Source organism: Streptomyces sp. NPDC001709 (genome assembly GCF_053596375.1).
The window spans coordinates 1-26,781 of the sequence record NZ_JBSFGB010000059.1 but is presented as its reverse complement, the minus strand read 5'-3'; the positions used below and the strand labels follow the sequence as shown (position 1 = coordinate 26,781).

Annotated in this window: 27 protein-coding genes and 8 pseudogenes; 15 read left to right on the top strand and 20 right to left on the bottom strand. The window is 68.6% G+C overall.

Annotated elements, in window-relative coordinates:
- Positions 1-5 precede the first annotated feature (5 nt).
- Positions 6-350 carry a winged helix-turn-helix transcriptional regulator gene (locus ACWC0C_RS44225; RefSeq protein ID WP_450870524.1) on the bottom strand — a complete coding sequence of 115 codons (345 nt, stop codon included), beginning with the start codon at positions 348-350 and terminating at the stop codon, positions 6-8.
- Positions 351-490: 140 nt separating this feature from the next.
- On the opposite strand from ACWC0C_RS44225, the gene ACWC0C_RS44220 reads away from it, so the two are divergent.
- Entirely contained in the window at positions 491-1,489 is a 999-nt protein-coding gene (locus tag ACWC0C_RS44220; protein ID WP_450870523.1) for an NAD(P)H-dependent flavin oxidoreductase, read from the top strand.
- Between the two features lie 604 nt (positions 1,490-2,093).
- Here ACWC0C_RS44220 and ACWC0C_RS44215 read toward each other — a convergent pair.
- Positions 2,094-2,954 carry a polysaccharide deacetylase family protein gene (locus tag ACWC0C_RS44215; RefSeq protein WP_449201707.1) on the bottom strand — a complete coding sequence of 287 codons (861 nt, stop codon included), beginning with the start codon at positions 2,952-2,954 and terminating at the stop codon, positions 2,094-2,096.
- Between the two features lie 605 nt (positions 2,955-3,559).
- Positions 3,560-4,093, bottom strand: coding sequence for a GNAT family N-acetyltransferase (locus tag ACWC0C_RS44210; RefSeq protein ID WP_450870521.1), 534 nt, complete (start codon positions 4,091-4,093; stop codon positions 3,560-3,562).
- 267 nt (positions 4,094-4,360) lie between these two features.
- Between ACWC0C_RS44210 and ACWC0C_RS44205 the strand changes: the two are divergent.
- Positions 4,361-4,762: pseudogene (locus ACWC0C_RS44205) on the top strand (transposase); the annotation flags it as partial.
- A 79-nt stretch (positions 4,763-4,841) separates the two neighbouring features.
- Positions 4,842-5,194 (top strand): annotated as a pseudogene (locus tag ACWC0C_RS44200) (dihydroxyacetone kinase subunit DhaK); the annotation flags it as partial.
- Positions 5,195-5,253: 59 nt separating this feature from the next.
- Here ACWC0C_RS44200 and ACWC0C_RS44195 read toward each other — a convergent pair.
- The 4 genes from ACWC0C_RS44195 to ACWC0C_RS44180 form a co-directional block, all read right to left on the bottom strand.
- Complete coding sequence (locus tag ACWC0C_RS44195) at positions 5,254-5,925, bottom strand: nitroreductase (protein ID WP_450870520.1); 672 nt, start codon at positions 5,923-5,925, stop codon at positions 5,254-5,256.
- Positions 5,926-6,069: 144 nt separating this feature from the next.
- Positions 6,070-6,240 (bottom strand): hypothetical protein, encoded by a 171-nt coding sequence (locus ACWC0C_RS44190; protein ID WP_450870518.1) that lies wholly within the window; start codon positions 6,238-6,240, stop codon positions 6,070-6,072.
- A gap of 137 nt (positions 6,241-6,377) precedes the next feature.
- The gene (locus ACWC0C_RS44185; protein ID WP_450870516.1) at positions 6,378-7,106 is read right to left on the bottom strand and encodes an SDR family oxidoreductase; all 729 of its coding nucleotides are present in this window, start codon (positions 7,104-7,106) and stop codon (positions 6,378-6,380) included.
- 99 nt (positions 7,107-7,205) lie between these two features.
- Positions 7,206-7,874 (bottom strand): nitroreductase, encoded by a 669-nt coding sequence (locus tag ACWC0C_RS44180; protein ID WP_450870540.1) that lies wholly within the window; start codon positions 7,872-7,874, stop codon positions 7,206-7,208.
- A 147-nt stretch (positions 7,875-8,021) separates the two neighbouring features.
- Between ACWC0C_RS44180 and ACWC0C_RS44175 the strand changes: the two genes are divergently transcribed.
- On the top strand, positions 8,022-8,537 hold the full coding sequence (locus tag ACWC0C_RS44175; protein ID WP_450870515.1) for an NAD(P)H-dependent oxidoreductase: 516 nt from the start codon (positions 8,022-8,024) through the stop codon (positions 8,535-8,537).
- 392 nt (positions 8,538-8,929) lie between these two features.
- Here the strand turns inward: ACWC0C_RS44175 and ACWC0C_RS44170 are convergent, their stop codons facing one another.
- Positions 8,930-9,334 carry a MarR family winged helix-turn-helix transcriptional regulator gene (locus tag ACWC0C_RS44170; RefSeq protein WP_450870513.1) on the bottom strand — a complete coding sequence of 135 codons (405 nt, stop codon included), beginning with the start codon at positions 9,332-9,334 and terminating at the stop codon, positions 8,930-8,932.
- A 152-nt stretch (positions 9,335-9,486) separates the two neighbouring features.
- On the opposite strand from ACWC0C_RS44170, the pseudogene ACWC0C_RS44165 reads away from it, so the two are divergent.
- The 4 genes and pseudogenes from ACWC0C_RS44165 to ACWC0C_RS44150 form a co-directional block, all read left to right on the top strand.
- Positions 9,487-9,590, top strand: a pseudogene (locus tag ACWC0C_RS44165) (transposase); the annotation flags it as partial.
- A gap of 603 nt (positions 9,591-10,193) precedes the next feature.
- On the top strand, positions 10,194-11,162 hold the full coding sequence (locus ACWC0C_RS44160) for an alpha/beta hydrolase (RefSeq protein ID WP_450870511.1): 969 nt from the start codon (positions 10,194-10,196) through the stop codon (positions 11,160-11,162).
- Between the two features lie 202 nt (positions 11,163-11,364).
- Positions 11,365-11,982: a hypothetical protein gene (locus ACWC0C_RS44155; protein ID WP_450870510.1), complete on the top strand. Its 618-nt coding sequence runs from the start codon at positions 11,365-11,367 to the stop codon at positions 11,980-11,982.
- A 58-nt stretch (positions 11,983-12,040) separates the two neighbouring features.
- A pseudogene (locus ACWC0C_RS44150) lies at positions 12,041-12,256 on the top strand (IS5/IS1182 family transposase); the annotation flags it as partial.
- Positions 12,257-12,344: 88 nt separating this feature from the next.
- Here ACWC0C_RS44150 and ACWC0C_RS44145 read toward each other — a convergent pair.
- The 5 genes and pseudogenes from ACWC0C_RS44145 to ACWC0C_RS44125 form a co-directional block, all read right to left on the bottom strand.
- A complete protein-coding gene (locus ACWC0C_RS44145; protein WP_450870509.1) occupies positions 12,345-13,085 on the bottom strand; it encodes a class I SAM-dependent methyltransferase in 741 nt (246 codons plus the stop codon).
- A gap of 137 nt (positions 13,086-13,222) precedes the next feature.
- Positions 13,223-13,867 carry a LysE family translocator gene (locus ACWC0C_RS44140; protein ID WP_449200038.1) on the bottom strand — a complete coding sequence of 215 codons (645 nt, stop codon included), beginning with the start codon at positions 13,865-13,867 and terminating at the stop codon, positions 13,223-13,225.
- Between the two features lie 528 nt (positions 13,868-14,395).
- Positions 14,396-15,298: a hypothetical protein gene (locus ACWC0C_RS44135; RefSeq protein WP_450870507.1), complete on the bottom strand. Its 903-nt coding sequence runs from the start codon at positions 15,296-15,298 to the stop codon at positions 14,396-14,398.
- Positions 15,299-16,927 (bottom strand): polysaccharide deacetylase family protein, encoded by a 1,629-nt coding sequence (locus ACWC0C_RS44130; RefSeq protein WP_450870506.1) that lies wholly within the window; start codon positions 16,925-16,927, stop codon positions 15,299-15,301. It abuts the gene before it with no gap.
- Between the two features lie 103 nt (positions 16,928-17,030).
- A pseudogene (locus ACWC0C_RS44125) lies at positions 17,031-18,089 on the bottom strand (glycosyltransferase family 2 protein); the annotation flags it as partial.
- A 35-nt stretch (positions 18,090-18,124) separates the two neighbouring features.
- On the opposite strand from ACWC0C_RS44125, the gene ACWC0C_RS44120 reads away from it, so the two are divergent.
- A complete protein-coding gene (locus tag ACWC0C_RS44120; protein ID WP_450870504.1) occupies positions 18,125-19,039 on the top strand; it encodes a hypothetical protein in 915 nt (304 codons plus the stop codon).
- A gap of 81 nt (positions 19,040-19,120) precedes the next feature.
- Here the strand turns inward: ACWC0C_RS44120 and ACWC0C_RS44115 are convergent, their stop codons facing one another.
- On the bottom strand, positions 19,121-19,273 hold the full coding sequence (locus tag ACWC0C_RS44115; RefSeq protein WP_450870503.1) for an SPW repeat protein: 153 nt from the start codon (positions 19,271-19,273) through the stop codon (positions 19,121-19,123).
- Positions 19,274-19,385: 112 nt separating this feature from the next.
- On the opposite strand from ACWC0C_RS44115, the pseudogene ACWC0C_RS44110 reads away from it, so the two are divergent.
- Positions 19,386-19,506 (top strand): annotated as a pseudogene (locus ACWC0C_RS44110) (IS630 family transposase); the annotation flags it as partial.
- Positions 19,507-19,955: 449 nt separating this feature from the next.
- Here ACWC0C_RS44110 and ACWC0C_RS44105 read toward each other — a convergent pair.
- Together ACWC0C_RS44105 and ACWC0C_RS44100 are read right to left on the bottom strand one after the other, a co-directional pair.
- Complete coding sequence (locus ACWC0C_RS44105; RefSeq protein WP_450870501.1) at positions 19,956-20,399, bottom strand: hypothetical protein; 444 nt, start codon at positions 20,397-20,399, stop codon at positions 19,956-19,958.
- 179 nt (positions 20,400-20,578) lie between these two features.
- Positions 20,579-21,388, bottom strand: coding sequence for a DUF6461 domain-containing protein (locus ACWC0C_RS44100; protein ID WP_450870499.1), 810 nt, complete (start codon positions 21,386-21,388; stop codon positions 20,579-20,581).
- A 146-nt stretch (positions 21,389-21,534) separates the two neighbouring features.
- On the opposite strand from ACWC0C_RS44100, the gene ACWC0C_RS44095 reads away from it, so the two are divergent.
- Both ACWC0C_RS44095 and ACWC0C_RS44090 read left to right on the top strand, forming a co-directional pair.
- A complete protein-coding gene (locus ACWC0C_RS44095) occupies positions 21,535-21,732 on the top strand; it encodes a hypothetical protein (protein ID WP_450870497.1) in 198 nt (65 codons plus the stop codon).
- A gap of 559 nt (positions 21,733-22,291) precedes the next feature.
- On the top strand, positions 22,292-22,783 hold the full coding sequence (locus tag ACWC0C_RS44090; RefSeq protein WP_450870495.1) for a VOC family protein: 492 nt from the start codon (positions 22,292-22,294) through the stop codon (positions 22,781-22,783).
- Here ACWC0C_RS44090 and ACWC0C_RS44085 read toward each other — a convergent pair.
- Together ACWC0C_RS44085 and ACWC0C_RS44080 are read right to left on the bottom strand one after the other, a co-directional pair.
- On the bottom strand, positions 22,666-23,220 hold the full coding sequence (locus ACWC0C_RS44085; protein ID WP_450870493.1) for an NIPSNAP family protein: 555 nt from the start codon (positions 23,218-23,220) through the stop codon (positions 22,666-22,668). The genes ACWC0C_RS44090 and ACWC0C_RS44085 overlap by 118 nt on opposite strands.
- Positions 23,217-23,687 (bottom strand): hypothetical protein, encoded by a 471-nt coding sequence (locus ACWC0C_RS44080; RefSeq protein ID WP_450870491.1) that lies wholly within the window; start codon positions 23,685-23,687, stop codon positions 23,217-23,219. The genes ACWC0C_RS44085 and ACWC0C_RS44080 overlap by 4 nt, the downstream gene beginning before the upstream one ends.
- A gap of 63 nt (positions 23,688-23,750) precedes the next feature.
- Between ACWC0C_RS44080 and ACWC0C_RS44075 the strand changes: the two are divergent.
- Positions 23,751-24,119 (top strand): annotated as a pseudogene (locus tag ACWC0C_RS44075) (helix-turn-helix transcriptional regulator); the annotation flags it as partial.
- A 97-nt stretch (positions 24,120-24,216) separates the two neighbouring features.
- Here ACWC0C_RS44075 and ACWC0C_RS44070 read toward each other — a convergent pair.
- The gene (locus tag ACWC0C_RS44070; protein WP_450870489.1) at positions 24,217-24,705 is read right to left on the bottom strand and encodes a MarR family transcriptional regulator; all 489 of its coding nucleotides are present in this window, start codon (positions 24,703-24,705) and stop codon (positions 24,217-24,219) included.
- A 23-nt stretch (positions 24,706-24,728) separates the two neighbouring features.
- Between ACWC0C_RS44070 and ACWC0C_RS44065 the strand changes: the two genes are divergently transcribed.
- Together ACWC0C_RS44065 and ACWC0C_RS44060 are read left to right on the top strand one after the other, a co-directional pair.
- Positions 24,729-25,187, top strand: coding sequence for a hypothetical protein (locus ACWC0C_RS44065; protein WP_450870487.1), 459 nt, complete (start codon positions 24,729-24,731; stop codon positions 25,185-25,187).
- A gap of 71 nt (positions 25,188-25,258) precedes the next feature.
- A pseudogene (locus tag ACWC0C_RS44060) lies at positions 25,259-26,094 on the top strand (IS5 family transposase).
- Here ACWC0C_RS44060 and ACWC0C_RS44055 read toward each other — a convergent pair.
- A complete protein-coding gene (locus ACWC0C_RS44055; protein WP_450870486.1) occupies positions 26,078-26,620 on the bottom strand; it encodes a GNAT family N-acetyltransferase in 543 nt (180 codons plus the stop codon). The pseudogene ACWC0C_RS44060 and the gene ACWC0C_RS44055 sit on opposite strands and share 17 nt — an antisense overlap.
- Positions 26,621-26,781 lie beyond the last annotated feature (161 nt).

Here is a 26,781-nt window from a genome sequence, read left to right as displayed (position 1 = left end):
TTGGATCAGGGGATGTCCGGGGCGTCGGCGATAGCGGTGTCGGGGTGCTCGGCCAGCTCGGTGGCCCAGGTGGCGGACCAGTCGACGAGGGGGCTGAGCGCAGTGTGGGCCTGTCGTCCCAGCGCGGTGAGGGCGTAGTGGCCGTTGGGGGTCTGGTGCACCAGACGTGCCTCGATTAGCTCGACGAGGCGTTGACGCAGCACGCTGGAGGACATGTTGCCGCAGCGTTCGCGCAGGGCACGGAACCCCAGGGCGCCTTCGTGTAGTTCCCACACCACGCGCAGGCTCCATCGCCTGCCGAACAGATCGAGCGCGGCCATGAGAGGGCGTCCGGTGGTCGAGCCACGCACCGGCCGTCCTGGTGTCGGTGTGACCATTTCGCGGTCCTCCTGCGCCCCTGCAGATCCACAACCCCTGGCGTTTCGGATTCCGAAACATTAACATCGCCGCGTGATTCGGAAACCGAAACACCCTGTGTGAGGGGGACAGCATGACGACGTTGACCACACCTCTGTGCCGGCAACTGGGCATCGAGGTACCCGTGGTGCAGGCGCCCATCGGGTCCGCGGTCACCACAGAACTGGTGGCTGCGGTGGCGGACGCGGGAGGACTCGGCACCCTTGCTCTGACCTGGGTCACCGCAGAGGAGGCGGTGCGCCGGATCCGGCAGGTTCGACGGCTGACACCAAGACCGTTCGCTGCGAACCTGGTGCTGGACTTCCCAGTCGACGAGCTTCTCGACGCCTGCCTGGCGGAAAGCGTGCCGGTCATCTCGACGTTCTGGGGAGATCCCTCGGCCGTCGCCGAACGCGCCCACTCGGCCGGTGCCCTGCACCTCCACACGGTCGGTTCCGTCAACGAGGCCGAACGCGCCGTTACCGCAGGCGTCGACGTGATCGTGGCTCAAGGGTGTGAAGCAGGCGGCCACGTCCGTGGGGAGGTCACCACGATGGCGCTCGTGCCCGCGGTCGTGGACGCTGTGCACCCGGTGCCCGTCATCGCGGCCGGCGGCATCGCCGACGGGCGCGGGCTCGCCGCCGCACTGGCTCTCGGGGCCCAGGCCGGATGGCTGGGCACCCGATTCCTGACGGCATCCGAGGCGGCCACGCACGAGGTCTACCGTCAAGCCGTGATCCAGGCGACGCCGCAGGACGCGGTGCACACTCGGTGCTTCGACGGCGGCTGGCCCAATGCCCCGCATCGTGCGCTGCGCAACTCCACGCTCCGCGCCTGGGAGGCCGCGGACCGTCCAGCCGTGCCGAACCGCCCCGGCGAAGGCGCCGTGGTGGCTCACAGTGCCGACGGACGGGCCTGGTCGCGTTACGACGACATGGTCCCCGTGCCCGGCATGTCGGGCGACGTGGAGGCTCTCGCCCTCTACGCGGGCCAGAGCGCCGGGCTTGTCCATGATGTCGCCCCGGCGGGCCGCATCGTGGCGGACATCGCGGCGGATGCCGCGGCCGTCATGGGGCGGACGCGGACCCCCTGACAATGTCGGCTCCCCGCACACCACGTCGCTGCACCGGTGAACCGCACTGCGAGATCGCTGGACGACTCACCACCGCCTGTCTTCTCAACAGCTCGGCGACGAGCCCGCACCCCGCCACCAGCAGCACCCACCGGACAGGCCCCAGCCGTGCAGACTGCCGGCCGTTGACAGGCTCCCGGACGGCCCGGTCAGAACGCATCCAGCACACATGAGGCCGGGAACCTGGCCCCCTGGCCGCCGACGAGAACACGGGCCCGCGCCTCCCCCAACTCGCCGCGGCACACCTGCACCGCTGCCGGGGTGCGCTGCCCAACGGGCGGACACCGGCATGAGTTCTGCGTCGGGGAGCCGCACCCACCTGACCGGTTACGACCGTCTCGCAGTGATCAGCGGCAACCGGGCAGGTCCGCGGCAGCCGACGCGGGCGAGCCGGAGCTGGGCCTGGCGATGATCAGCCATGGCCTTCGTACGGGTCCCGTGTACTTCTTGCTCCGGAACACAAGATCAGACGAAGACCGCTCTGACGTGCGGTGATTGCCCAGCCGAGTGAACACGTACGAGACAGGTTCGACACCGGCGGATCAGAGATCGAACTGAAGCTGCGTCAGCTTGCGGGAAGGCTGAACCTGTACCCCTGCTGGGTCAGCCAGGGGAGCAGTTCACGCAGGGCTGCCACGGTTTGGCTGCGGTCGCCGCCGCCGTCGTGCATGAGGATGATGCCGCCGGGACGCAGTTGCCGTTTCGCGGTGGCAAGGATCGAGGCGGCACCGGGGCGCGACCAGTCACGGGTGTCGACGGTCCAGCCAAGCGGGCGCAGACCGGCTTGCTCGGCTATCTGCCGGTTTTCGGGGCTGAAATCGCCGCCGGGGGCACGGAACCACTTGATCTGGGTGCCTGGCCCACCAGCCTTGCTGATCATGTCCTTGGCTCCGGTGATCTCGTGGACCTGCTGGTCGTGCGGGAGAGTGCGCATCGGCTGGGGGTGGTCCACGGTGTGGTCGCACAGCCGATGGCCGTCGGCGATGATGCGCTTGACCATGTCGGGGTTCGCGGCGGCCTGCTTGCCGATCTGGCAGAAGGTCGCCTGCGCGTGGTACTGCGCGAGCAGGTCCAGGATTTCACCGGTGGCCGGCCCCGGGCCGTCGTCGAAGGTGAGTGCCACGCTCCGGCCGCCCGTCGCCGTGCTGTAGGCGATCGAAGTGCTCGGGGCGCCGGCAGGGGCGGTCCGCGCGCTGACGTCGGAAGCGGCACTTGCGCTCGTACCGATGCCGGCCAGGGCGAACGAGACGGTCACCATGCAGCCGAGAGCCGCACGGCGCAGCAGACGGACAGACTTCGGGTTCGGCATCCTGTACTTGCTCCTGGCAGTGCTGGCCATCTCGGGATGGCGACGACGGGACCCCACGACGATGACCCAATACCGGACAAAATCGAAGCTTTCGCCGAAAATTGCGGCTTTTGTCACTACCTGGTGACTGGTGACTCTTCGCTTCAGAGTGGATACGTTTCGTCAACACGAGGCGGAGCGTCGGCCATAGGCTCGGAGTTCGCCGAATCGGGTGTTTGCTGGTCATGCGCAGCGAGGCGGTGGCCATGTCCTCCACCACGATCAAGCCGGGCTCGGGCTCGGCGTACGTCGTACAGAGCAAGGCCGCCGCCACGTAACGGCGCGGCTCTTTCCGACGAGTCGAGCGACGCGGACGTGTGACGCAGGGGTCTCAAGCAGGCAAAAGGCGCGTTTTCGCAGGTCAGGCGATTGATTGGCGCCTTGGGGCGGTTGTCCGAACAACTCCTCGGCGGCGATTCTCGGTGACAGACGCCAGGTGCAAAGTCCGTCTCACCCCGGGGGGACAGGCGACCTGCGCCGGGCTCCGAACGCGCTGTTCGGCGGCCCGTGCCAATACCACCCGGAGATCGAGTCCGTCCCTGCTCTGGCAGCAATTCCGTGAAGGTGCAGGTCAGCGATGGGAAGACATCATCCGTCCCTCGAGTCCGAACCGTCGCGATCAATGCGCTCGGGGACGTGGGACAGTGGCCGGCTGTCTTGTGATGATCGACGGCTCGACCGGTTCACGCCTGGAACTCGGTGAGATCGATGGCGTGAACGCGCAGCGGGTAGCCGTACACCGGGTGTACCGTCTCCCGCTCGGGCACCATGCCGAGCTTGCGGATGACGTTCTCGGAGGCGTTGTCACCTACCCGGTTGATGCTGACGACGCGGTCCAGACCGCGGTCCTGGAGCGCGAACTCCAGCGTGGCGTGCGCGGCTTCGGATGCGTATCCCTGGCCCCAGAACTGTGAGCCGATCCGCCAGCTGATCGCCACGGCGGGCATCACCTCCGGCAGGAACTCGGGCACGGACAGTCCCGTGAAGCCGATCAACTCGCCCGAGCCCAGCAGCTCGACGGCGAAGAGTCCGAAGCCCTCCTCGTCCCACTCCTCCTCCCACCGCTCGATGTCCTCGGCCGTGTCGTCCAGGTCGCGCACCGAGCCGTCGTCGATCCAGCGCATGACGCGTGGGTCCGCGTTGATCTCCGCCATCGGCGCGAGGTCGTCGTCGTGCCAGCTACGGAGCAGGAGGCGGGGCGTGCGGATCTCTGTCATGGCGCCCATCCTGCCGAAGGCAAGGGCCTCATCGGTAATCCGGCACTCACCCGCGCTGCCGCCTCCGGAACCACAAGGCGCCAAGCAGCCTGCACCGCACACCGTGACGGGTGAAACATCGGGCCGACGGCCGGGCAGACGACGTGCCACTTCGGCAGCGCGCTCGAGAGGTGAGACCGATTCGGCGGCAGCCTGCCGCGGCAACGAGATCATTCACGGAATCGCGGACGGAGCCAATCGTGACCGTCGACAGGTCGACCACCTGCTGTGCCTCACCTCCCCGCTGTAACGGCTTCGCGCTTTACGCCCGCAGCACCCAGTGCAGCCGTCCTTCCGACAGATCGTCGTGGCCAAGTTCGCCTGCGTCACCGCCATCGACCCCCCATCTACGTAATCTTGGACAACTTGTCCGCCCACAAGGGCGCCGACATCCGCCGCTGGGCGAAGAAGAACAAGGTCGAGTTGTGCTTCACCCCGACCCACGTCTCCTGGGCCCACCCCATCGAGGCCCACTTCGGACCGCTGAGGCAGTTCACCATCGCTAACTCCAACCACCCCAACCACACCGCGCAGACCCGGGCCCTGCACGCCTACCTGCGGTGGCGCAACGCCAACGCCCGCCACCGCGATTTCCTGGCCGCCGAACGCATGGAACGCGCCCGCATCCGCCGACTCCGCCACGAAACCTGTCCCTTCCTGGCGGCAGCGCTGCCGACCGTCGCTGCCCTGAGAAGAAGGCGCCTGAGCCGTGAAGAAGCTCATCAACTCGCCCGACGAGGTGCTTGCCGATGCCCTCGTCGGGGTGGCTGCCGCGCACCCGTCGCTGACGGTCAACACGTCCAACCGCTACATCGCCCGCGCGGGCGGACCGACCCCCGGGAAGGTCGGCCTGGTCTCCGGCGGCGGATCCGGACACGAACCGCTGCACGGCGGTTTCGTCGGACATGGGATGCTCGATGCGGCCTGCCCCGGTGAGGTGTTCACCTCTCCCGTACCGAACCAGATCCTCGCCGCCAGGCGGGCCGTGGACGGCGCGGCCGGGGCCTGCACACCGTGAAGAACTACACCGGCGACGTACTGAACTTCCAGATGGCCGCCGACTACGAGGTGCGGGTGGAGGGAGGGCTCGTGGTCAACGACGCATCCGGAGCGCGTCACATCTAACCGTCGACGAATGTGGCGGTCTCGTCGAGCGGCGCCCGGCCCGTACGGGTGTAGCCCACCGTGGCGTCCTCGAACCCGATCGACATGCCGCAGAAGAGGATGAGCTCGTCCGGGGGCGACAGAACCTCCGCGACGGTTCGGCGGTACACCGACCAGGCCATCTGCGGGCACCTGTGCAGCCCTTCGGCGCGGAGCAGCAGCATGACGGTCTGCAGATACATGCCGACGTCGGACCACTGGGGCCGCCCCATGTCGCGGTCGACGTAGCAGAACAGGGCGGCGGGCGCGCCGAAACAGTCCCAGTTCGCGGCAGCGGCCCGCTGGCGCGCCTCCCAGTCCTCGCGCGCAATGCCGAGTGCGCTGTAGCGCTCATGGCCGAAAGCGGATCGGCGCTCGTGGTACGGGGACTTCAGCGCAGCCGGGTACATCTCGTACTCCCGCTCGTCCCAGGGGTCGCCTGCTGCCACGCGCTGGCCGGTGCGCCTCTTGAGCTCGGCCAGCGGCCGGCCAGTCAGCACGTAGGCGCGCCACGGCTGGAGGTTCGAACCGGACGACGCCCAGGCTGCGGCGCACAGTACGCGCTTGAGGACCTCCCTTGGGACGGGCTGGTCGGTGAATCCGCGCACCGCCCGTCGGCTCGTGACCGCCTCATATACATCCGAGATCATCTACCTCCCTCATCCGCTCCACCTGTCTACTCATTGACAGTCGGTGGGCCGCTGAGTGGGTCCCAGAACCTCGTAAGTGACAATCGCACCGGGACACGCCCCGCACAGGTGATCACGCGGTGGCACCGCGCCCGGAAAGCCCTGTCAGCTCAGCGGCGCCGACGCGTCCCGCGCCGTGGGCCGGCGGTCGACCGTCGCGGCGTCCGACGGGCCCGACCCGCCCGGGAGCCGTGCCGTACCGACGACGCGGAAGGCGTCGAGCCCGGCGGCGCGCAAGCCGGGCAGGTGGTCGAGCCGCAGCCCGTCCGTCACCATGGTTCGGGGTCGGCAGATGCGATTGCAGTCTCAAGCGGCATGGATCCCCCTGGCCGCCGTGCCGAATTCTTGTCATCGTCCACGACAGCAAAAGCGTGGCTCTCTGCGGTCTGCGTGCCCGAGAGGGCGCGTGCGCGTCAGGAGAGCCAGTCGGTGTAGCGGGTGGCGGCGAGGTGGGCGTCCTTGTCGGTGAGGACGCCGCCCTTGACGGCGGCGAACATGCCGGCGGAGGGGTCGGTCACGACGGTGCGGTTGTCGCCCTTGTGGGACAGGGTGATCCGGCCCAGCTCGTCCAGGGTGAAGATCTCTGGGCCGGCGATGTTGCGGATGCCGTTCAGCGGGGCGCCGGCGGCGACCTCCGCGACCGCGGCGGCCACGTCTTTGGAGGCGATCGGCTGGATCGGCGTGGCGGGCAGCCGGACGGTGTCGGCGTCGGCGGTCCAGGACAGGACGGCGTCCATGAACTCCATGAACTGCGTCGCCCTGACGATCGAGTAGGGGATCGGCCCGGCCGCGAGGATCTTCTCCTGGAGCGCCTTGGCCCGGTAGTAGTCCAGCTCCGGGACTTGGTCCGTGCCGACGATCGAGAGGATGACGAAGTGGCCGACGCCGCCCTTGCGGGCCGCGGCCAGCAGATTGTCCATCGAGGTCTGGAAGAAGGCCAGGGAGGCCTCGTCGAAGGTCGGGGAGTTCGTCAGGTTGACGACGACGTCGGCTCCCGCCACTGCCTCGTCCAGACCCTGGCCGCTGATGATGTCGACTCCGGTGGACTTCGAGTGCGGTACCGCCTGGTGCCCGGCGGCGTTCAGGTTCTTGACGACCTGCGACCCGATCAGTCCGGTACCACCGATGACTGCGATCTTCATAACATGCCTTTCGTCATGATTGCATGCGCAATATGGCATATGAACCGCTATGTGGCTGCGGCATGAAACGGCTCGTTGATTGACCAATGAGGGACGGCGTCAGAGACCGTCGACAAACGTGACCGTCTCGTCGAGCGGCGCCCTGCCTATGCGGGCGTCACCTGCTGTGACGTCTTCGAATCCGATCGACATGCCGCAGAAGAGGATGAGTCCGTCCGGGGGTGACAGGACCTCCGCGACGGTTTTGTGGTACTTCGCCCAGGCCATCTGCGTGCAACTGTGCAGCCCTTCGGCGCGGAGCAGCAGCATGACGGTCTGCAGATACATGCCGACGTCGGCCCACTGGGGCGAACCCATCTCGCGGTCGATGTAGCAGAACAGGGCGGCGGGCGCGCCGAAGCAGTCCCAGTTCGCGGCAGCGGCCCGCTGGCGTGCCTCCAGGTCCTCACGCGCGATGCCGAGTGCACCGTAGCGCTGCTCGCCGAAGGCGGATCGGCGCTCGCGGTACGGAGGCTTCAGTCCGGGCGGATACATCTCGTACTCCGGCGCATCCCAGCGGTCGCCCGAGGCCAGGCGCTCGCCGGCGCGCTTCTTCAGTTCGGCCAGCGGTGCGCCGGTCAGCACGTAGGCGCGCCACGGCTGGATGTTCGATCCGGACGGCGCCCAGGCCGCAGCGGACAGCACCCGCTCCAGCGTCTGCCTCTGGACAGGTTGGTCGGTGAACCGACGCACCGCTCGTCGGCTCGTGACCGCCTCGTAGACGTCCATGATCACCCACCTCCATCTGCTCGACGGGTACATCTTCGTCACACTCAAGATGGTATCACTCGATACCGTATCGTCTGAAACTATCGGGGGTCACAAATCCTCAGGCCCTGACTCCCCGCTCAGGGCGCGGTTCTTTGGAGAAAGCCCATGGCTACGCTGCTGCACATCGACTCGTCCGTGTTCCCGGGCGAGGCGTTCTCGTCCCGTGCGGTCACAGCCGCGTTCCGCGCAACCTGGGAGGAGCAGCACCCGGAGGGCACGGTGATCTACCGCAACCTGGCTGCCGATTCCGTCCCGCACATCACCGCCGACGCCTGGTCCGCCGGTTACGCCGCCCCCGCCGAGCGCACCCCGGAGCAGCCTGCCGCGCTCGCCGCCCGCGTGAAGTTCATCGAGGAACTGGAAGAGGCGGACGCCAGCCGCGGCGGCTCCTACGCGCCGGGCACCCCGCGCGAGGGCTACGAGTTCGTACAGAACTATCTGGAGGCAGTCCTCAAGCGATCTCTCGGCCTGGACCTCGACTTCATCGTCCCTGAACTCACCACGGCTCCCCGCAATCCGGCCATGTCAGAACTGGTCCCCCTCTACGAGGCGTCCCGCAACCGTGCCTTCGAGGATGCGACCGCCAAGGCGAAGGAACTCGTAGAGCGTCTCGCTGAGTAACCCTCGCGGTCGGCGGATGCCGTGTGACGCCTCACCCAGGACGTCACACGGCACCCTCGGGGCCTGCGCCCCCTCCGAGAGCGCCCCGACGCCTCGGCACCTGGGTCAGGCAGCCCCCCGCTGAGGACGGCAGCGGGTTCGCCCTGTCGGCGAGACGCCCGGCGATACGACGGTGATGCCAGCCACGACTGAAGAGCACGCACGTCACCGGCCAGGCATGCGGCACGGCAGCCGTGCCGACTCGCTCCGTCGGCAACGAAGCCCTGACCAACCGCTCGTCGCCAGGTCGGCGCATAACGACGACGGCCGCAGCTCTCCAGGCCGGAGGTCTCCGCGGAAGGCGCACGAGACGAAGCGCGCCGACGCGGCGGGCAACCGGTGCGCGGGCGGGCTTACAACTCGTCGTCTGCGGGATGGGCAAGCCGGGCCAGCAGGGCCGTCAGCTGCTCGGCCTCGCCCGGTCCCAGTTCGACGACCAGCCGCTCGGCCAGCGGCCCCGCCGCCACATGGGCCGCGTCGAAAAGTTCGAGTCCCTGAGGTGTGATCTCCACCGCCCGCACCCGCCTGTCCCCCGGAACGGCCTTGCGCACGGCCAGACCCTTCCGCTCCAGGTCGTCCACGACCCGCATGATTCCCGCCTTGTCCGACCCCGTCGCCGCCACCAGGTCCCGCTGCACCGTAGGACCGTGGTTGACCAGCTCGATCAGCACCGCGAAATGCCGCAACTCAATGCCGAGCGGACGAAGCGCCTCCCCCATCACCGCGGCCGCGCGCCAGTGCGCCCGGCGCAGCAGCAAGCCTAGAGCGAAAGGCGAGGCGTCCCCGGGGCGGTCGGTCGCACGCGAAGGGGTGGTTTGGTGAGGCACGTCGGCGGACATGAGCCCAGACTACTTCATTCGATACGGTATCGATTGAAACTAAATCGGGCAGCGTCTGCTGCGACCCTGCTCTCTTTCGCCAGCGGACTGGCATCCCGTGGCAGGATCTGCCCACGCGCCTCGGGAACGGAAGACGGTGCATGACCGCCACCGGCGTTGGCCGGCGGACGGCTCTCTATATCCGCAGGAACGATATCCGCAGGAACGAAGAGGAAGGAGAACAAGCTCAGCTGGTGAGCACGATCCACACCGCCCCGTCCCCGTCGCCACGGGCGTGAACCTGACGGGTCGGCCCTGCCGGTCGGTGAACGGATGTGCCACGGCCGATCTCGGTCACGGTGATGGTACGGCCTGCCCCGCGGGAGAGGTCCCGGCCATCAACCCCGCCTAGATCAAGGCCGTCCGGACCCGCCCGGATGGAATGGACCACCCGGCCCGGCCGCGGACCCGGCGCCGACCTCGTCGGCCTTCAGGTACCGGATACGACATCTCCGTGAGACGGCGCTGGCCCGGCGGACTCTCACGCATTCTCGTGCGTACCAGCGACCATGGCGCTGGGTCGTCACCGAGACGCGCACCCCGCGTGCGGGACGGGGGCGGGCGTCTTCTTGGAATGCAGCGGCAGAGAATGCGTGACTATGCTGGATCTAGCTTCAGCGTGGGCTTGAACCAGGGCGCAGGCTCCACTGGCCGCCCCACAGCCCGAGCGCACCGCGACGCTCATCAGCGTCGTGTGCTCGTTACCATGCGCTTCTCGGACTTTCCAGGGAGTATTCCCATGGCTGTTCAGACCGCATCGATCGTTCTTGAGGCAGAGGCACAGGAGCTCGCCGACGCAACCTCGCAGCATCCTTTCCTGTACGAGCTGGATCCAGCCGCAGCGCGCAAGGTCCTCGACGACCTCCAGGCCGCGCCGGTCGACAAGCTGCCGGTCGACGAGGAGTGGGTCACCGTACCCGCCGCGGTGGGCGACGTACGGGTACGCATCGTCAAACCGCAGGGCGTTACCGAAACACTGCCCGTCGTGTTGTACATGCATGGCGGTGGCTGGGTCCTGGGCAACGCCGGCACTCACGACCGCCTGGTGCGTGAATTGGCGGTCAACGCACGTGCGGCCGTGGCCTTCGTGGAGTACACGCCGTCGCCCGAGGCTCACTACCCCGTGGCCATCGAGCAGGGCTACGCCACCGCGCAGTGGATCGTCCGCGAGGGAGCGTCCAAGGGACTGGACGCACAGCGCATGGCAGTGGCCGGGGAATCGGTCGGCGGAAACATGACCGCTGCACTCGCCCTCATGGCCAAGGAACGCGGTGACGTCAAGTTCGTACAGCAGTCCATGTACTACCCGGTCACGGACGCGGCCATGAACACCGGTTCCTACGACCAGTTCGCCACCGGCTACTACCTGAGCCGCAAGCTGATGGAGTGGTTCTGGGACGCCTACACGACCGACCCGACCCAGCGCGCGGAGATCACCGCGTCTCCCAACCGCGCTAGCGTCGAGCAGCTCACCGGCCTCCCACCCGCCCTGCTGATCGTCGACGAGGCCGACGTGCTGCGCGACGAGGGTGAGGCGTACGCCGCCAAGCTCCGAGCAGCCGGTGTTCCGGTAACCACCGTGCGCTACGACGGCACAGTCCACGACTTCATGATGCTCAACTCGCTCAGTCAGTCCAACGCCGCCCGTGGAGCCATCGATCAGGCCACACTGTTCCTGCGCAACGCCCTCGGAACCGGCCAAGCCTAGGGCCTGTACACCGAGATGGTGAGCACATCGGGGTCCTGCTCGAAGGGCGCTGGGTGCCGTTGCCGTGGTGGGCATCCCCGTCGAAAGCTCGTCATGGAAGGCTCGGCGAGATCATCGAACGAGCGCGATCCGAAGTGGGCGTATTTCTTTTGCTCGTAGCTTCACCGCCACGTAGGGTCACCGCGTCCCAGGAGGTGAGGCCGTGACCACGTACGGCACGATTCTGATTCCCGTGCCGCTCGAACAGGCGGCCCCCGTCCTGCGCGAGGTCTGCGCGGCTGGTTACGCGATTCCCGCCGGGCCGAGATTCTGCCTCGTCCATCCGGACCGGTCCGTCGACGACAACCGTGTCTTCGCGCTCGCCGGGCCGATCAGCGCCGAGTTGGGCGCCCCGGTGCTGGCCGCCTTCCAGTACGACGGTGACCGACTGGAGTTGGAGGTCTGGCGGGACGGAGTGCGCGCCCACCGCTACGACTCCTGGCCGGACCGGGACGATGAGAGCGCCAACGACGCGCCCCTGGGTGCTGACCCCACTGCGTTCCTGGACTTCGCCGCCGGGCCCGTGGACAGCCGCCGCTTGGCCTCCGCGCTCGCGGACACCCCGATCGACGTGCAGGACATGGACGTCGACGGCGAACCGGGCTACGTCTGGGCCCAGGCCCTGCACTGGGACGTATTGCGCGCGCTCAGCCACCCGGACCAGGTGATCCGCCGCGCGCAGTGGGACTACTTCCACATGCGCGGCGCGTCGCAGGCGCTCGCGGAGGTGCTGGACAGCACCGAACTGGTCGTCCTGGGCACGACCGACCGCCCGTTCTGAAGCCCCACCACCAGCCGGCACGCACTGTGTCAGCCGGCCAGGTCCAGAGGCGGGACGGCCCGAGCCCCGAGATCAGCGGGCCCACCGCAAAAGACGCGGCAGCAGGGGCGGACGGCTCGCCGACTTCGACAAGACGATCTACAGACGCAGGAACGAAGTGGAGCGGACGATCAACGCGTTGAAGAACTTCCGGGCCGTGGCCACACGCTTCGACAAACGCGCCTACGTCTTCCACGGGACCGTCACCCTCGCCTCGATCCGGCTCCGGCTCCGGCTCCGGCTCCGGCTCCGCCCATCATCAGCCGGACAGGCCCTAGGCCTGCCCGGCGAGAGGATGCCTTCACGTCTCGGCGCGGCGGAACTTACGGTTTGTGAGTTACCCAGAGCAGTTCCGCCGGCCAGCGGTGTGCCCAGTCGGGTGGGTCGGTTTCGTTGTAGCCGTTGGGTGTTCCGAGTTCGGGCCGAGGCTCGATGAGGTCGTCGATGATGAGACCCGCGCCGCGCAGGACCTTGACCCAGTCGCCGTAGGTGAGCTGATAGCTGGTCGCGCCGTCGCCTTCGGCGATGGTGTTCAGCCCGAAGTAGTCCTGCTGCAGCGTCGTGGTCACGCGGCTGGCGGCTTCGTCGTAGCAAGCTTCGAACCATGGGCTGGCGACGTTGCACACCAGGCGCCCGCCTCGGCTCAAGACGCGTGCGGCCTGCGGGACGGCCAGGTGCGGGGGCGCCCAGCTGAGCCCACCGAAGTCGCAGAACACCAGGTCGAAGCTGTCGGCGGCGAAAGGGAGTTGTTCGGCGGCGCCTTGCACCAGCGGGTAGCGGGCTGCTCCCATCGCGCGGGCCGCTGCGGCGAGTTGGGCTTCGGACAGGTCGAGCCCGACCACGGTGGCGCCCTCGGCGGCGAGCGCCCTGGACCACTGGCCGGCGCCGCAGCCGAGTTCGAGGACGCGCTTGCCGGTGACGTCGCCCAGGGCGTGCAGGTGCGCGTCGGGGATGGAGTACATCCCCCACAGCCGGGGTGTGGCGCCGATTTGCGGGTCGTGCTCGTGCTGGTAGACGCTGCTGATCTGGTTCCAGAACCGCCGGTTGGCGGGGATGCTGTCCACGTGCCGACTCCAGCACTGCCTGCCGGGGGCGGTCAACACGATTAGGGCACTGGCCGGCCCCCGCCTCGGTCCGGCTCTGGCTCTGGCTCTGGCTCCGGCTCTGGCTCTGGCTCGGCCCATGATCCGCCGGACGAGCCCTAGTCGGCGCGGCCCGTCGCTGCCACGGTCACGCCCAGCCCGATCATCGCGAAGCCGCCCGCCCCGCCGACCATCGACAGGCGGCGGTCCGAGCGGGCGAACCAGGAACGAGCCGCCGAGGCACCCAGTCCCCACAGGGTGTCCGTGATCAGGCCGATGGCCACCGGAACCAGCCCCAACACCATCATCTGCAGCGGGACACGGCCCGCCGAGTGGTTCACGAACTGCGGCAGCACCGCCGCGAAGAAGATGAGGCCCTTCGGATTGGTGAAGCCCACGAAAGTACCGTCCAGGACCGTGCGCAGATCGCCGCGCCGCTCACCCGCCGGGGCCTCCATGTCCGCCACGCGCATCAGCTTGCGATGCCGGAATGCTTGCACGCCCAGGTAGACGAGATACGCCGCGCCAGCCAGCTTCACGCCCGTGAACACCGCCACGGAAGTCTCCACCAGTGTGCCCAGGCCCCACGCCACAGCCGTCACCAGAAGGTACGAACCGATCAGGTTACCCAGGACGGTCGCCAGCGCCGTGCGGCGGCCGTGCGCCAGGGCTCTGCCGATCACAAACAGCACGCTCGGCCCTGGAATCACGATCACCAATAGTGACATCGCAGCGAACGCGAGAACGCTCTCCGTGGACACCATGTGTCTGCCACCTCCTGGATAGCCCTTCAGAGGTCATCCAAACAGACGGCGAACCGTCCCCTCTAGGCCTCGTCCCGAGACTGCAGCGTGGGTGGGCTTTGGCGGGCCTGCGGGTAGTGGCGTTCCATAAATTCTGCGGTGATCTCCATCTGCCGCAGAGGGTGTCGGTGCCACCCACGGCTGTCCTGAAGGAACAACGGTGCTAGGTGTATTGATCACGACCGTTGGTGTGGGCGTCCACGAGTGCGGCGTGGCCGACGTGAACGGCTACGACCAGACCACACCGTGCCGTCCGGGGCAGGAGCGGCCGCCGGCGCAGCTTGTCAGCTGCGCCGGAGAAGGAGGTACAGCCGCAGTGGCAAGTGAGCTCCGGCGAGCTCGCGGTGTCCCTCGGCGACTCGGTCGTCGCGGTGTACAAAACATGCTCCTGGGTGAGGCCGGAGAACGGCGGCGCCGCCTACCCCGCCACGGTGCCGGTGCGATCGTGGAATCCGCCGGCCGTGGGGCGGCCGGTGTCTGCCCCGTGGCTCAACTGCGCGGCACCAGCGCGGTGAAGTCCCTGAAGAGCAGCTCGGTGTTGTCCGCCCGGAGACCGACCCCGCCCGGCGTCAACAGCGGGCCCGGTGTGCGGTCCTCGGCGGCCAGGACGGTCTGCCCGTCGATGTCGAGGCGGAGGAGCACCGTGCCGGAGGGCGTGTTGACCGCGCCGGCCGTCACCCGGTGCCAGGTACAGTAGGGGAAGGTGTGCCTGCGCTCGGCCACCGTGGCGTAGCCCCCGCCGTCCACGGCCGAGGCGTCCTTGGCCGTGACCTTGCGCTTGATCACCACCAGCCCGTCACGCCTGCGGAAACTCAGCGCGTACAGTTCCTCGGGACCGTGACAGCGCAGCCAGATGTGGCCGCCGTCCCAGTCCTGCGCGGGCGTCCGTTCGGTGGTGGCCGGCGGCGCCGGGCACACCGTGGTGCGCACCTTCACCGCCCCGAAGTCCCGTCGGTGGGTGACCAGTCGGAAGACGGCCGAGTCGGTGTGCCGGGTTGAGTCCGGGCCCGTGTCCCCCACGTCCGGCGGGCCGGTCCAGCCGTCGCCGTCGCGGGCGAACAAGGAGCCGCTGGTGACGGACCAGTCCGGCGAGGTGCGCGCCAGCGGGTCGTGCGGATTGCGGTAGGCGTACTCGTTGGTGACCAGGCCGTCCGCGGGGAAGCGGGCCCTGAAGGAACGCGCCGGCTTCGGCCCGGTGAGGAGCTCCGCGGCGGTGCCGGCCGCGGCGCCCGCTGCCGCGGCGCCCAGGAGCAGGCCGCCGAGCACCGCCCGCCGGGACGGTCCGCGTGCCTCGGCCGCGCTCGTCCGCCGGCCTTCGGTGTGGTGGCGGGTCGCTTCGGCGTCGGCCGGGGACGCGGGGTGGCGGCGCCGGCGGAAGGGGGCAGTCACCACCTACACCCCCTTGGTCTGCCGGTTGTCGGAGGCCGGGTGCGCGTCGCATTGCGGCGCTTTACACGAGACTCGCAGTGCGGTGAAGGTCGGCCAGGACGCTTTGGCCCGCTTGATCCCGGTCCGGATCCCGACACCGCCGGTGAGGTCGCTGCTGCTGCCGTGGGAGGTCCAGCTCACCGAGGTGGTGCCGTCCACCTGGACGGTGGTGGTGGCGCCGCTGAGGGTGACCCGGATGGTGTGGGACGACGCGGGGGCCAGCCGGCGTGTCGCGACCCTGTGGCCGCCGTGCGCGAGGGTCAGGCTGCCCCGGCTGACGGTCACCGTCACGGGGTCGAGGCTGTCGTTGCGCACCGTGACCGAGGCCTGGTTCGTGCCGTCGCCCAGGCCTGCGACGGTGGCGTCGACCTGGTAGTCGCTCCAGTCAAGGCTGCTCGTGCGACGGTAGTCGGCGGCGACGTGGCGGGCGCGGGCCGGGAACGGCCCTGCTCCGACGAACGGGCCCAGGCCGCTTTGGTGGGTCCCGTCGTGACGGGTCCACAGGTCGGGCCGGTCCAGGAGGTTGCCGGCGGGTGGGACCTGGACCCATTGCGCGATCCGGGAGAGCAGCTGCTCGGGGGTGGTCGAGCCGGTCACTTCGAGCCGCTGGACCTGGTGCGCGGCCGCGGCGCGGCGGCTGGCGGTGAGCGGCCGTACCGAGACGTCGGTCAGGGTGGCCGTGAAGTACTTGGACAGCAGGTCCTGCAGGGTCGGTCCCGGCAGGGGTACGTCGGCGCGCTCGGTGGCCTCGGAGGAGGGGAAGGCGAAGAGCCGCGGTGCGGGCAGGCCATGTGCGGTGATGTCGTCGAAGGACTGCCCGATGTCGGCTTTGATCCGGGACTGGTATTCCGCCTGTGTCTCCAGGCGGTTGCCGTCCGGCAGCCACAGGCGGTGGGAGAGCGCGGACTCCTTGTGTCCGGCGGCGTCGACCGCGGCGCGCCGGTGGAGGTCGTGGGTGTGGTCCTGGAAGTCCCAGCGGCCGGAGTGAGCCATTCGCTTGATCTCGAGCCAGGACAGGTAGTGCGGTCGGTCGTGGTCCACCCGGCCGGTGATCAGGAACACCGCGCCGTGCATGTGGTGCCGGGCCAGGATGCGGTCGCCGTACACCCACAGTCCGTTGGGGCCGTCGTCGAAGGTGAGGTAGACCGAGCGGGGCGGAACCGGTCCGCCCTTGAGGTAGTCGATGAACTCGTCCGTCGTGAGGCTGTGGTAGCCGGCCGCCTGCAGGGCGCTGAGCTGCTGGTCGAAGGCTCGCGGGGTGACCACGGAGGGGCCGGGGTGCGGGCTGATGTCGTGGTACGCCAGCACCACCGGGGCCGAGGTGGCCGGCAGTCCCTGCCCCGCCCGGCTCCACTGGGCGGGAGTGTGCGGGGAAAGGTTCATGTCCGACAGCCTGACCTGGGTGCTCATGTACTTCTGGTACAGGTAGTACTGGTCGGCCGCGTAGAAGGGCAGGGCCAGTACGGCCAGCGCGAGCAGGCCCAGCCCGAAGCGGACCGGCCAGTACGCAAGGCCGCGTCGGGGGTGCCGGACCCGGCCGACCGGGCCGCCGGGCGGGTTCGCCGGCTTCGACAGGAGATCGGTCCAGATCACGGCAGGATCCCTCCTCGGGAGAGCACGATCAGGTAGACGCCGCAGACGACGGCGATGGACAGCAGGGCGGCAAGCAGGCGCGTGACCGCGCGCAGGGTGTTCATCAGGTGGCGCTCCTCGACCAGACCCCGCGCCGGATGGTGGCGAGGGAATAGGGCAGCAGCCAGGCCAGCAGCAGCGCGGAGAGCATGCTCATCAGCGGCCGGTAGCGCCAGCGGACGTCCCCCGGATTTTCGATCTTGAAGGCGAGACCCCAGACGCAGCCCTTGAGGAACACCCCGCACAGGTAGAGCAGGGTGAGGAAGGCTCCGCCGTGCAGCGGCGCCCAGACCAGGTGCCAGAAGACCATGAAGGGGGCGGCGCTCACCCACAGGGCATGGCCGTAGTACAGGGCGGCCGGCCCCGGGCCACGGCGCCACATGAAGGAGCCGGCGAAGAACAGGTTGCGGATGAAGCTCTTCTTCCAGCGGATCTGCTGCTTCATGAAGGGCCGGAAACGGGCGGGGACATTGGTCCACACCTTGGCCGACTGCACGTAGCCGATCCGCCACTCGCGCTCCGCGTAGTCCTGCGCGGTGACGAAGGGCGAGTCCGCGTACCGGCGCTTGAGCGCCCGGCCCTTCCACTTCTGGCCGAGGACGTAACCGGTGAGCTGACGGTCGGTGGCGAAGCGGAAGGGCGCGCCCAGGAAGCGGTCACCCGCCCAGGCGGGCAGATAGTTGTAGATGGCGTCACGCCGGAAGACCGCCAGCGGTCCGGAGACGCAGGTGACCGAGCCGAACGTGGCCTCGGCGGCCTTCGCCACCCGGAACTGCCCCTCGTACCAGGCGTCCTGGGCCTTGGTGAAGAAGGTGAGGCCCGCGTTGAGCGCGCGGGCGTGGCCGCTCACCGCTCCCAGCTCGGGGTGGGCGACCAGGGCGCGGATGCAGCGGCCCAGGGCGTCCGGGGCCAGGACGCAGTCCGAGTCGGTGAAGGCGATGACGTCGCCGTCGGCCACTTCGCAGGCACGGACCAGGGCGTGCTTCTTGCCGAGGTTCTTGTCCAGGTAGATCACGGTGATGCCGAGCTCGGCCTCCAGGCGGCGCAGCACGTTCCGGGTGCCATCCGGGCGAGGCCAGGTACAACATGAGAGGCGATGAGATCGGGCAGCCGCACTCGCGCCTCGTGACCCAGGACCTCGGATTCATACATTTCGGCGTGGACAGACTCGGAAACCCCGAGATGCATTTCTCCGAGAAGAATCCGAACCTCAAGGACGCCGTGGAGTCGGAGACCAACCCGGTGGAATACGTCCTGCTCGCCAAGGAGATCGCCGGGATCCTGGGCAAGGCCGTCGTGGAAAAACTCTCGGAGGCGGCGGTGAAGGAGGCGGCGAAGGAACTCGGCGAGCTGGCGGTCAAGGAGGGCGGCGAACATATATTCGACCATCTGCTCGAAAAAATCGGCGAGGGGCTCCCGATGGAGCCCTCAGAATCCCCGCTGCCGCCTGTCGAACCCGAGGTCCCCGAGGCAGAACCCGGGGCGCCAGAGCCCGACTCCCCGTCGAACTCGACCGCACCGGCCGGTGCAGGCGACAAGGCGGTACTCGCTGCGGCCGGCCCGCACGGAGACACGGCGATCACGGCACTTCAGACGCCTCCGGAAGCCGTCACGACCGTCCAGGACGCTCCTGCCCCACTCCCGCACGTCGTCACCCCGGCCGACCCCGTCCTGGATGCGAGCACTCCCCACCCAGAACAGCTCCCCTCCTTCGCCCCCGCCGAGCCGGACGCCGTCCTCCTCGATCCCACCCATCCCGCCGGGCCGTCACCGGACCTCGCCGGCCACCCGGATCCGGGCCTCCTGTTCCCCTCATACGAGAACAACGCCCTGTATCCCACACACGAGAGCGACACCTCGTCCGGCGGACCAACTGGCACACCCGACCACCCCCACCCTTCCCTCGACCCCGGCAACGCCCTGACCGGCCCCGATGACACCAATCCTCTCGACGTCGCCACACCTACGACCCCGCCCCCGGACGACAGCGCGCCCCCGCCGGAGCACGCGGACACCAGCTCCTCGACGTGGGACGCAGATACCGCCGAGGCCGACGCCTTCCACCCCGGCTGAGGCAACACGCGGGCCGTCGGCCCGCGGGGAGCGCGGGCGGCGGCCCTCGGGGTCACCAGCGGCCGGGGCCGGCCGGTGGGATCATGTCGCCTTTCTGACCTTGCTCATCAGCATGCCGCCGGCGACGAGCCCGAGCAGGCATACGACGGCACCGGTGATGACGTTGCTCAGGATCGCAACGGTGCCCGGGTGCCGGGCGAGCACCCAGGGGGAAGCGATCAGCCAGGCATCCAACAGGGCTATGCCGCAGCTCAGGTTGCTGAGCGCGAATGTCGGCAGGGCAGCCTGGAAGTCGGAGCGTCCAGCCGGAGATGACGGCGTAGATTCCAGCGAGGATCACTAGCTCCCGGTGGCGCGGGTCACCGCCGCAGGCACCAACCGTGTCTCGATGGCGGGGCTGCTCTGCACCAAAGCCGGCCACCGGCCGCGGCTGATCTACCGCATCCACTTCGACCGCGGCCTTGCGCGGCGATCGTGGACCGGCTCACCTTCTACGCCCCCTGATCGAGACCGGACCCGAGTCCTACCGTCTGGCCCGCACCAAGGCGAACAGGACCAGCACAGCGAAATAGCCCGGCTCAAAGTGCCGAGTGCGATCACGGCCTCGGCCACCTCGGATCCCATCTCCAGCTGACGCCACAGCTCCTGCAGTGCCCGGAGATGTCCCCGCTGTCCGTGAACCGCTGCTGGGCCATGTCCAGGTCGCGGAGCCAGCCGTCCAGATAGGGTTCGGCGTCAGCCGGGATACGTACTCGTCGATATGGGCGGCCAGATGCGCGCTCGCCCAGGCCCCGCCGGTCTCCAGCAGCCTGCTGCGCACGGTCGTGTTCAAAGACGACCAGCGCTCCGCCACTTCCGCCACCGCCGGCACGGCCGCGCTGCCCGGACGCACTGCGGCACGGAACTCCCCCAGGGCCTATTCCAGCGTCCCGTCCGTGAGCTGGTGCCGGAGCTCAGCTAAAGCGCCGTCGTCCCGGTTCGGCTCCCAGCCCTTGAGGGCTGCCTGCGCAGTCCGCTCCACCGTGAGCAGGCCCGCGGCCGCGTCTTCAAGACGAGCCGCGGGCCCGGGGACCAGCCGTGACACGGACGTGGCAAGATCACCGGCCACCCGTATGGCCAGACGCCGCCCGGCACGTGCTTCCACCGACTCGGCCTGCACCATGGCGACCCGGTTGAGGATCACCAGGGCCAGCGGGATGCCGAACGCCGCGGCCGTCAGGGACGAGAGGACATTGGTGAGGAACGCCTTGTTCGCGCCCAGAATCCCGCGTGATCTCCCCAGCAGCACCGCGCCGACCGCCCACAGCGCCACGCACCCGGCACGCAGCCCGCGCGGCGTCTCTTCCCGGTTCCCCCACACCTGCCCCGCCCCTCCCCGAACCGCTTGATCACCAGCTCCCAGAGGCTAGGCCGCCCAACTCGGCGTCGAACTGGGGCCAATTGGGGTCGCCTCGCTGGGGCCGCTGAACGCCGCCCTAGCCAACCAGGCATGCGACAGCTGTGGAACAAGTGCTGTGCGCCAGTAAAACAAGACTGCGGTCAGGTAGCAGGTGATGAAGGCCCGCGGATGACAATCGGTTCTGCGGCCTCGGCGCGGGCGCGGGCCACAGCGCCCCCGATCTCGTCGCGGGTGACCTCCTTGGAGAGGCGTTCGCCGTGGGCATCGGCGATGTCAATGACAATGCCGGTCCACTCCTCGACGGGCTCCTCGGGTACGAGCCCGAGCTGGTATTCGGCATCCCGGAGCAGTTCCTCCGTTACCCGAACCCCGGTCAGCCGCTCGGCGAGGGCGAAGGCCGCCGCCTTGGTATCGACACGCCCGCTCGTCTCGCCCTCGTCGTCCGACAGTTCGAAACCGACCTCACGCATCACCGAGTCGAGGGCATCGGGGGTGCTGCCGTACCTTGCTGTGGGCCACTCGAAGGTGGTCCGAAGTTCCCCGTCCTCATACCAGTTGAAGAAGTGCATGGGCTTGCCTCCATTGCTGGAGTGCACCACGGCGCGCCCGCCCGCCGACAGGGCCTCCAGGAAACGCGACTGCATCCCCATGCCCCCTTCTCCGACGTGCAACACGAGCGTCCAATCGCCGCCGCCTTGGCTCGGCACGGTGAACACGCCCGCAATGAAGGATTCGTCCCAGTAGTCCGTCGGGTCGAGCAGTTCATCCTGCCGCTCGATCAGCGCGTCCACCCCCATACACGTACCCAGGGGCTCCGCCTCCATCACGCGCAGCACCTCCCTCGGGGCGACGCCCCGCAGCAGGGTCAGGGTGTACCCGGTCTCCAACGCGTAGTCGAACCACGGAGAGGAACGTATCCAGGCATAGTCACGTGAGGTCACCGAAGTCATGCACCGCAGTCTGCCTGCTGCCACTGACAAGGTGCCAGGAAAAGCGCACTCGCGGAGCAGCCTGCTCTCCCGCCGCTCCCACGTCCAGGACCCGGTGGATGTGGACACCGCCGGGTACGACCGTCGTCCAGCGCTACCCTGGCACCGTGGGGAAGCGAGAGGGCGCGGTCGTCCTCGTCTACACCGCTGACGGCGACCGGGGCACCGCCTACTTCGGCTCAGGAGGTCACCCTTCGCCTGCCGTCGACTGGCAGTCGCTCCACAGGGCAGCGAGGTGGGCCGGGATCTGGGCAATGGCGGCACACCCCCGGGGGCCGGCGGGGAAACTGTCGCTGGCCACGTAGCGCCAACCGGCGCCCGGGTGATCGACGAAGTACTTCATCGCAGCTCCGTCATCCTGCAGGGCGACCTGCTCCGCCTCCGTGCTGCCGGGAGTGAGGTGGAATCGGGTTCCCGCGTAGAGGACTCCGTCGCAACTGCCGTAGTAGAAAGTGCCCTTGACAGGCGCAATGTGGGTGAGGGACGGTTGAGCGTGTCTGCGGTAGGCCGCCGTGACGCTCGCCTTGACAGTGGGCGACGCCGGCAGCGACCGGCAGCCGCCGGTCTTGGCCGAGGAGCCGGCAGCAGTGTGCCCAGTGGTAGTGCCCGCCGTTGTGGACGCTACGGCCGACGAAGAAGGCGTGTGCGTCGCGTTCTGAGTAGTGCTGTTCGCTGTGGCGCTGTTCTGCGTGCAGCTTGAGAGCAGGGCCACTGCGGCAGCGGCCATCCCCAGAGTGGCACCGCGGTAAAGGGAACGGTTCCAACGTGTCATTTTGAACCAGCCTCTCTTGATACATTCCCATAGGCCCGAGATGGCATAACTCGGATGCGTTCTCCCGGCCTTGGGGATCAAGACGCTGCGCCATGTACCGCGGTTTCACCGCGTCCGTGTCAGTTCACTGGGTGAGTTGGTCACCACGCCTCGCACAGAACACGGAACCTGCGCCAGTATCCAAGAAGCTCGGGTGCTGCCTGGAGTGTTGTGACGGCTCCTTCTACGAGGGCCTGCTGTCGTTGTCGCGGGTGGAAGACACGGCGGACTACGTCGTACTCAAGAGCACGACAGGCCCGGAGACCCTAACCTTCCAGCGCATCGTCGGATTTCGGTCGCCACAGCGGCGCGACCCTGATCGTCCGGCCCAGATGCATGTTGATGTGATAGTCGAAGACCTGGATCCGGCAGAGGCGAAGGTACTTGCCCTGGGCGCCATGCTGGTCGGAGTCATAGTGCGGTGCTGTCACCTGCAAGTCGTGACGGGTTCCAGCCGCAGCCGCCGGATCGGCCAGGGTGGTGCCTCGGCCGGGCCGAACCAGACCCGGATGTCCACCCCGGTACGGACCGGCAGCAGGGGGTAGTCGCTTTCGGCGTGCTCGGTGCGGTGCAGCGCATGGCGCGGGCCCAGGTGCCGGGCGGCGTACGCGTCGAAGGCGGCCTCGTCCGACGGCTGGCAGACCGTCGCGACCGTCTCGTGAGTGCCCGACTCCGGCGCGAAGCCCGGACCGCGCAGCAGCAGGACGTCGTCGCTGTCGATCATGGTGGCGTTGGCCGCGTCGCGGTGCTCCCGCCAGACCGTGCCGGTGTAGAACGCCTCCAGCGCGCGTCGGCGGTGCGTCATGTCGGGGAACGCGCGCAGCCAGACGAAGCGGTCCGGGTCCTCGAGGTCGCGGAACCGGCCGCCGACGGTGATGCCGGCCGCCTCCTGGCCGGTTACGAACTCGCGCTCGAACAGCTCGATCAACGTCTCCCGGGCGCCGGGATGCAGGGTGTACTGGCGGAGTTCGACGATGCTCATGCGCCGGCCGACCCGGTGCGGGTGAGGTCCATGATCCAGTTGAGCTCCCAGCTCCGGCCGCCGTCGCCGGAGAACTCCTGCTCCCAGCGGGCAGCATCCGGGCCCAGGCGGTACCAGGTGAAGTGCACCCGGATCGGGCGGCCCTCGTAGGTGTCCTCACCGTGGAAGTCACCGCGGTCGCCCGTGAAACCGCCGATCACCGGGGGGTCCAGCCGGCCGGTCCGGCTGTCTGACCAGTGGATCGACCACTGACGCGTTTCGCGGTCGAACAGCCGCAGGGTCACGCCCTGGCGGCCGAGGGTGGGGAAGGTGATCTCGTCGATGTTGCCGGCGCCCCCGAACAGGGGCCGGATCACCGAGTGGCCGGAGAACTCCTGCCAGGTGCCGGCGCCCGGACCGCCGAGCGGGGTGGTGAGGCGGCGGTTGGCCACGTTCCAGGAGCCGTGCAGGAAGTCGAAGTCGTCCATGTGCCGCAGGTTAGGAGCACTCCACTGACACCCACTGTCAGTGGATATCGGGCTACTGGGCGCATGCACGCGAGTCGACTGGTCTCCCTGCTTCTGCTGCTCCAGAACCGGGGCCGGATGACCGCCGAGCAGCTGGCCGAGGAGCTGGAGATCTCCGTCCGTACCGTCTATCAGGACGTCGAGGTCCGTACGGGCTACCAGGATGTCGAGACGCTGGCCGCCGCCGGAGTGCCGCTGTACGACGACGCTGGACATGCGGGCGGCTACCGACCGGTCGACCGCTACCGGACCCGCCTCACCGGACCGACCGCGGACGAGGCGCAGGCCGCATTCCTCGCCGCACTCCCCGGCACCGCTGCCGAACTCGGCCTCGGCCAGGCGCTCGCCACCACCCGACTCAAGTTGCGGGCCACCCTTCCGGCGGAGCTGCGCAACGCACACCGGTCACAAGATCTCCGGCAGAGCCGAATCACGTGACCGTCGGCACGGCCGGTCCCCGCGTGGGATATCCGCTGCCTGCGGGCTCGGCTCAGCTTGGCTCTTCGCCGCCGACCGCGGCTTCGTATGCGAGCAAAGTGTCAACGAACAGCCGCCGCTGATCCGGCGTCAGGGGTGCCAACGCTTTGCGCCACGCAGCTGCGCCCGGGGCGAGCCAGGCAGTGATCGCGGGTTGCTGATCGGCCGCAATACCGATGATCCGCCGACGCCGGTCCGCCTCGTCCTCGCGCCGTTCCAGGATCCCCTTCCGGCTCAGGTCGCCGACCAGCAGGCTCACCGTCGTCGGCGCGACCTGCAGCCGGGCGGCCAGTTCGTTTACGGTCATCGGCCCGTCGAAGAGCAGGTAGGAGAGCAGTGAGAGGTGTCGCGGGGCCAGCGCAGAGGACTGCAGCGCTTCGGGCACCGGGATCTTCTTGACTCTGCCGACCATCCGGGGCATGAGCAGCAGCAGGGCCCTGACGGTGTCATCGACCCCGTTCTCGCCACCCTCTGCCGCGTCGCGCGCCTTGGGCCTTGACATCGCACACCTCTCCATATTTATCTTTGACTTCAAAGGTGTTTTGCTGGCAAAGCCAGCTTGCCTTCATCCTACGTACCGGCGTGAACGGAGTTGCCACCATGCCGCACTTCATCGTGCACATCCGTGAAGAAGCCCTGGACGGAACGGTAGAACCGAAGCTGATCAGCGCCCTGGCCGACGCGGTGGGTGCCGTCTATGGCGAAGAGTTCCGCCGCCTCGTCGGGGTGGACCTGATCGGCATCCCGCAGCACCGCCGGGGTATCGGCGGCAACCCGATCGACCACGATGCGCCTCTCGTCACCCTCAGCATGCGCGAGGCCGCATACCACCTGCCCGAGGTCCCGGACGCCCCCGCCCGCCTGGTCGCCACCGTCACCGACGCACTGGCCGACGCGCTCGGCGAGGCCGTCCGCAAACAGGTCATCGTGACGATCGCCGGCGTCCCCGACGGCCGCACCGGAATCGCCGGCGCGGTGGCTTGACGCGCGTGCGCAGGCCAGGGTCGCCCACTCTGGTCTGCGCACGCCCCACTCAAGTGGATCTTGAACTGTGGATGATCTCGGTTCATGGGCGGGGAGATCTCACGGATGAGCAGTGGCGGTGCCGGAGCCGTTGTTGCCGAAGAGGAGGAAGGTGGGGCAGCCGCCGGTCTGATCCCGGCGGCAGTTGATCGACGGCGTACGGTTCCGGGTCCGCACCGGGGTGCCGTGGCGGGACGTGCCCGTCGAGTACGGGCCGTGGGGCTGGATCTACGGCCTGTTTCGCCGGTGGCAGCGAGACGGCACCTGGCACCAGGTTCTCACCCGGCTCCAGGCGCCATGGCCGATGCGGAGGGCGCGATCGTGTGGGACCTGAGCGTCGACTCCACTGTGTGCCGTGCCCCATCAGCATGCAGCCGGGGCCCGCAAGCAGGGTGACCTGCAGAAGGAACCACCGGGCGGTGTCTTCGACGAGCCCGGTGATCACGGGCTGGGGCGTTCGCGCGGCGGGTTCACGACCAAGCTGCACCTGGCTGTCGAGCAGGGTCAGAAGCCCGGGTGCTGGAGAAGGTCCGTGTGCCCCGCATAGGGCCGGGTCGGCCGCGCGTCTGCCCTGGCCACGTGCGAGCTGACAAGGCGTACGCCTGCCGGAAGAACCGCGCCTACCTGCGCCGCCGGGGAATCCGCTGCACCGTTCCGGACAAGGCCGACCAGGTCCGCAACCGCAGGAAGCGCGGGCCAGCGGTGGCCGGCCACCGAAGTTCGGCCCAGAGGACTCCAAGGCCCGGCACGCGGTCGAGTGCGGCATCAAGCGCCTCAAGAGACATCGAGCCGTGGCCACCAGGTACAACAAACTCGGGTCCGCTACGAGGCTACCGTCCTCGTTGCCGCCATCAACGAGTGGTGGTGACGTACTGGTCCGACGACAACTCGAACACCCGTACTCGCCGACCGCCGGTGGGATTGACGGTCTCACGGACCGGATGCATCCCCAGTTTGGTCATGATCCGTTCGGAGGCGTCGTTGCCCACTTGAGTGATGCTGACGATCCGCTCCAGCCCTCGCTCTTCGAACCCGAACCGTACGGCGGCCGCTGCGGCCTCGGTGGCCAAGCCCTGCCCCCAGTGGGAACGTCCCAGCCGCCAGCCGACCTCAACCGCCGGCAGTACCTCCGGCAAGAAGCCGGGCACCGACAGGCCGGTGAACCCGGCCAGCTCGCCAGTGGACCGGATCTCCACGGCGAACAGGCCGAAGCCCTGTGACTCCCACTCGCTCTCCCATGCCTGGATCCCGTCGCGAGTCTGTTGTTCGTCACGGACGCTGCCGTCACGGATCCACAGCATGACCTCGGGGTCGGCATTGATGGCGGCCATGGGCGCAACGTCTTCCTCGCGCCAGCGGCGCAGGATCAACCGGGGAGTCTCAAGCGTGACCATCCCATCATTCTGGATCACAAAATGGGCTCTCCGCCATCCTCACCAGGCACTTTCGATACACGCCTTACGAGCTCGTGCACGGTAGGCAGGGAGACGTCGAGCTCCTGATCGTCGATCATGGCCGTGTGGTGGGGAACGCGTCTCGTGCAGCGATCATCAGC

What these genes read in the sequence shown, in the direction of transcription:
- ACWC0C_RS44220 (WP_450870523.1), top strand. Translation starts at nt 491, where the DNA reads ATGACGACGTTGACCACACCTCTGTGCCGGCAACTGGGCATCGAGGTA.
- ACWC0C_RS44185 (WP_450870516.1), bottom strand. Translation starts at nt 7,106, where the DNA reads ATGAAGATCGCAGTCATCGGTGGTACCGGACTGATCGGGTCGCAGGTC.
- ACWC0C_RS44100 (WP_450870499.1), bottom strand. Translation starts at nt 21,388, where the DNA reads ATGACTTCGGTGACCTCACGTGACTATGCCTGGATACGTTCCTCTCCG.
- ACWC0C_RS44140 (WP_449200038.1), bottom strand. Translation starts at nt 13,867, where the DNA reads ATGGTGTCCACGGAGAGCGTTCTCGCGTTCGCTGCGATGTCACTATTG.
- ACWC0C_RS44090 (WP_450870495.1), top strand. Translation starts at nt 22,292, where the DNA reads ATGTACCGCGGTTTCACCGCGTCCGTGTCAGTTCACTGGGTGAGTTGG.
- ACWC0C_RS44085 (WP_450870493.1), bottom strand. Translation starts at nt 23,220, where the DNA reads ATGAGCATCGTCGAACTCCGCCAGTACACCCTGCATCCCGGCGCCCGG.
- ACWC0C_RS44175 (WP_450870515.1), top strand. Translation starts at nt 8,022, where the DNA reads ATGGCTACGCTGCTGCACATCGACTCGTCCGTGTTCCCGGGCGAGGCG.
- ACWC0C_RS44210 (WP_450870521.1), bottom strand. Translation starts at nt 4,093, where the DNA reads ATGACAGAGATCCGCACGCCCCGCCTCCTGCTCCGTAGCTGGCACGAC.
- ACWC0C_RS44070 (WP_450870489.1), bottom strand. Translation starts at nt 24,705, where the DNA reads ATGTCAAGGCCCAAGGCGCGCGACGCGGCAGAGGGTGGCGAGAACGGG.
- ACWC0C_RS44055 (WP_450870486.1), bottom strand. Translation starts at nt 26,620, where the DNA reads ATGGTCACGCTTGAGACTCCCCGGTTGATCCTGCGCCGCTGGCGCGAG.
- ACWC0C_RS44190 (WP_450870518.1), bottom strand. Translation starts at nt 6,240, where the DNA reads ATGGTGACGGACGGGCTGCGGCTCGACCACCTGCCCGGCTTGCGCGCC.
- ACWC0C_RS44180 (WP_450870540.1), bottom strand. Translation starts at nt 7,874, where the DNA reads ATGGACGTCTACGAGGCGGTCACGAGCCGACGAGCGGTGCGTCGGTTC.
- ACWC0C_RS44160 (WP_450870511.1), top strand. Translation starts at nt 10,194, where the DNA reads ATGGCTGTTCAGACCGCATCGATCGTTCTTGAGGCAGAGGCACAGGAG.
- ACWC0C_RS44080 (WP_450870491.1), bottom strand. Translation starts at nt 23,687, where the DNA reads ATGGACGACTTCGACTTCCTGCACGGCTCCTGGAACGTGGCCAACCGC.
- ACWC0C_RS44195 (WP_450870520.1), bottom strand. Translation starts at nt 5,925, where the DNA reads ATGATCTCGGATGTATATGAGGCGGTCACGAGCCGACGGGCGGTGCGC.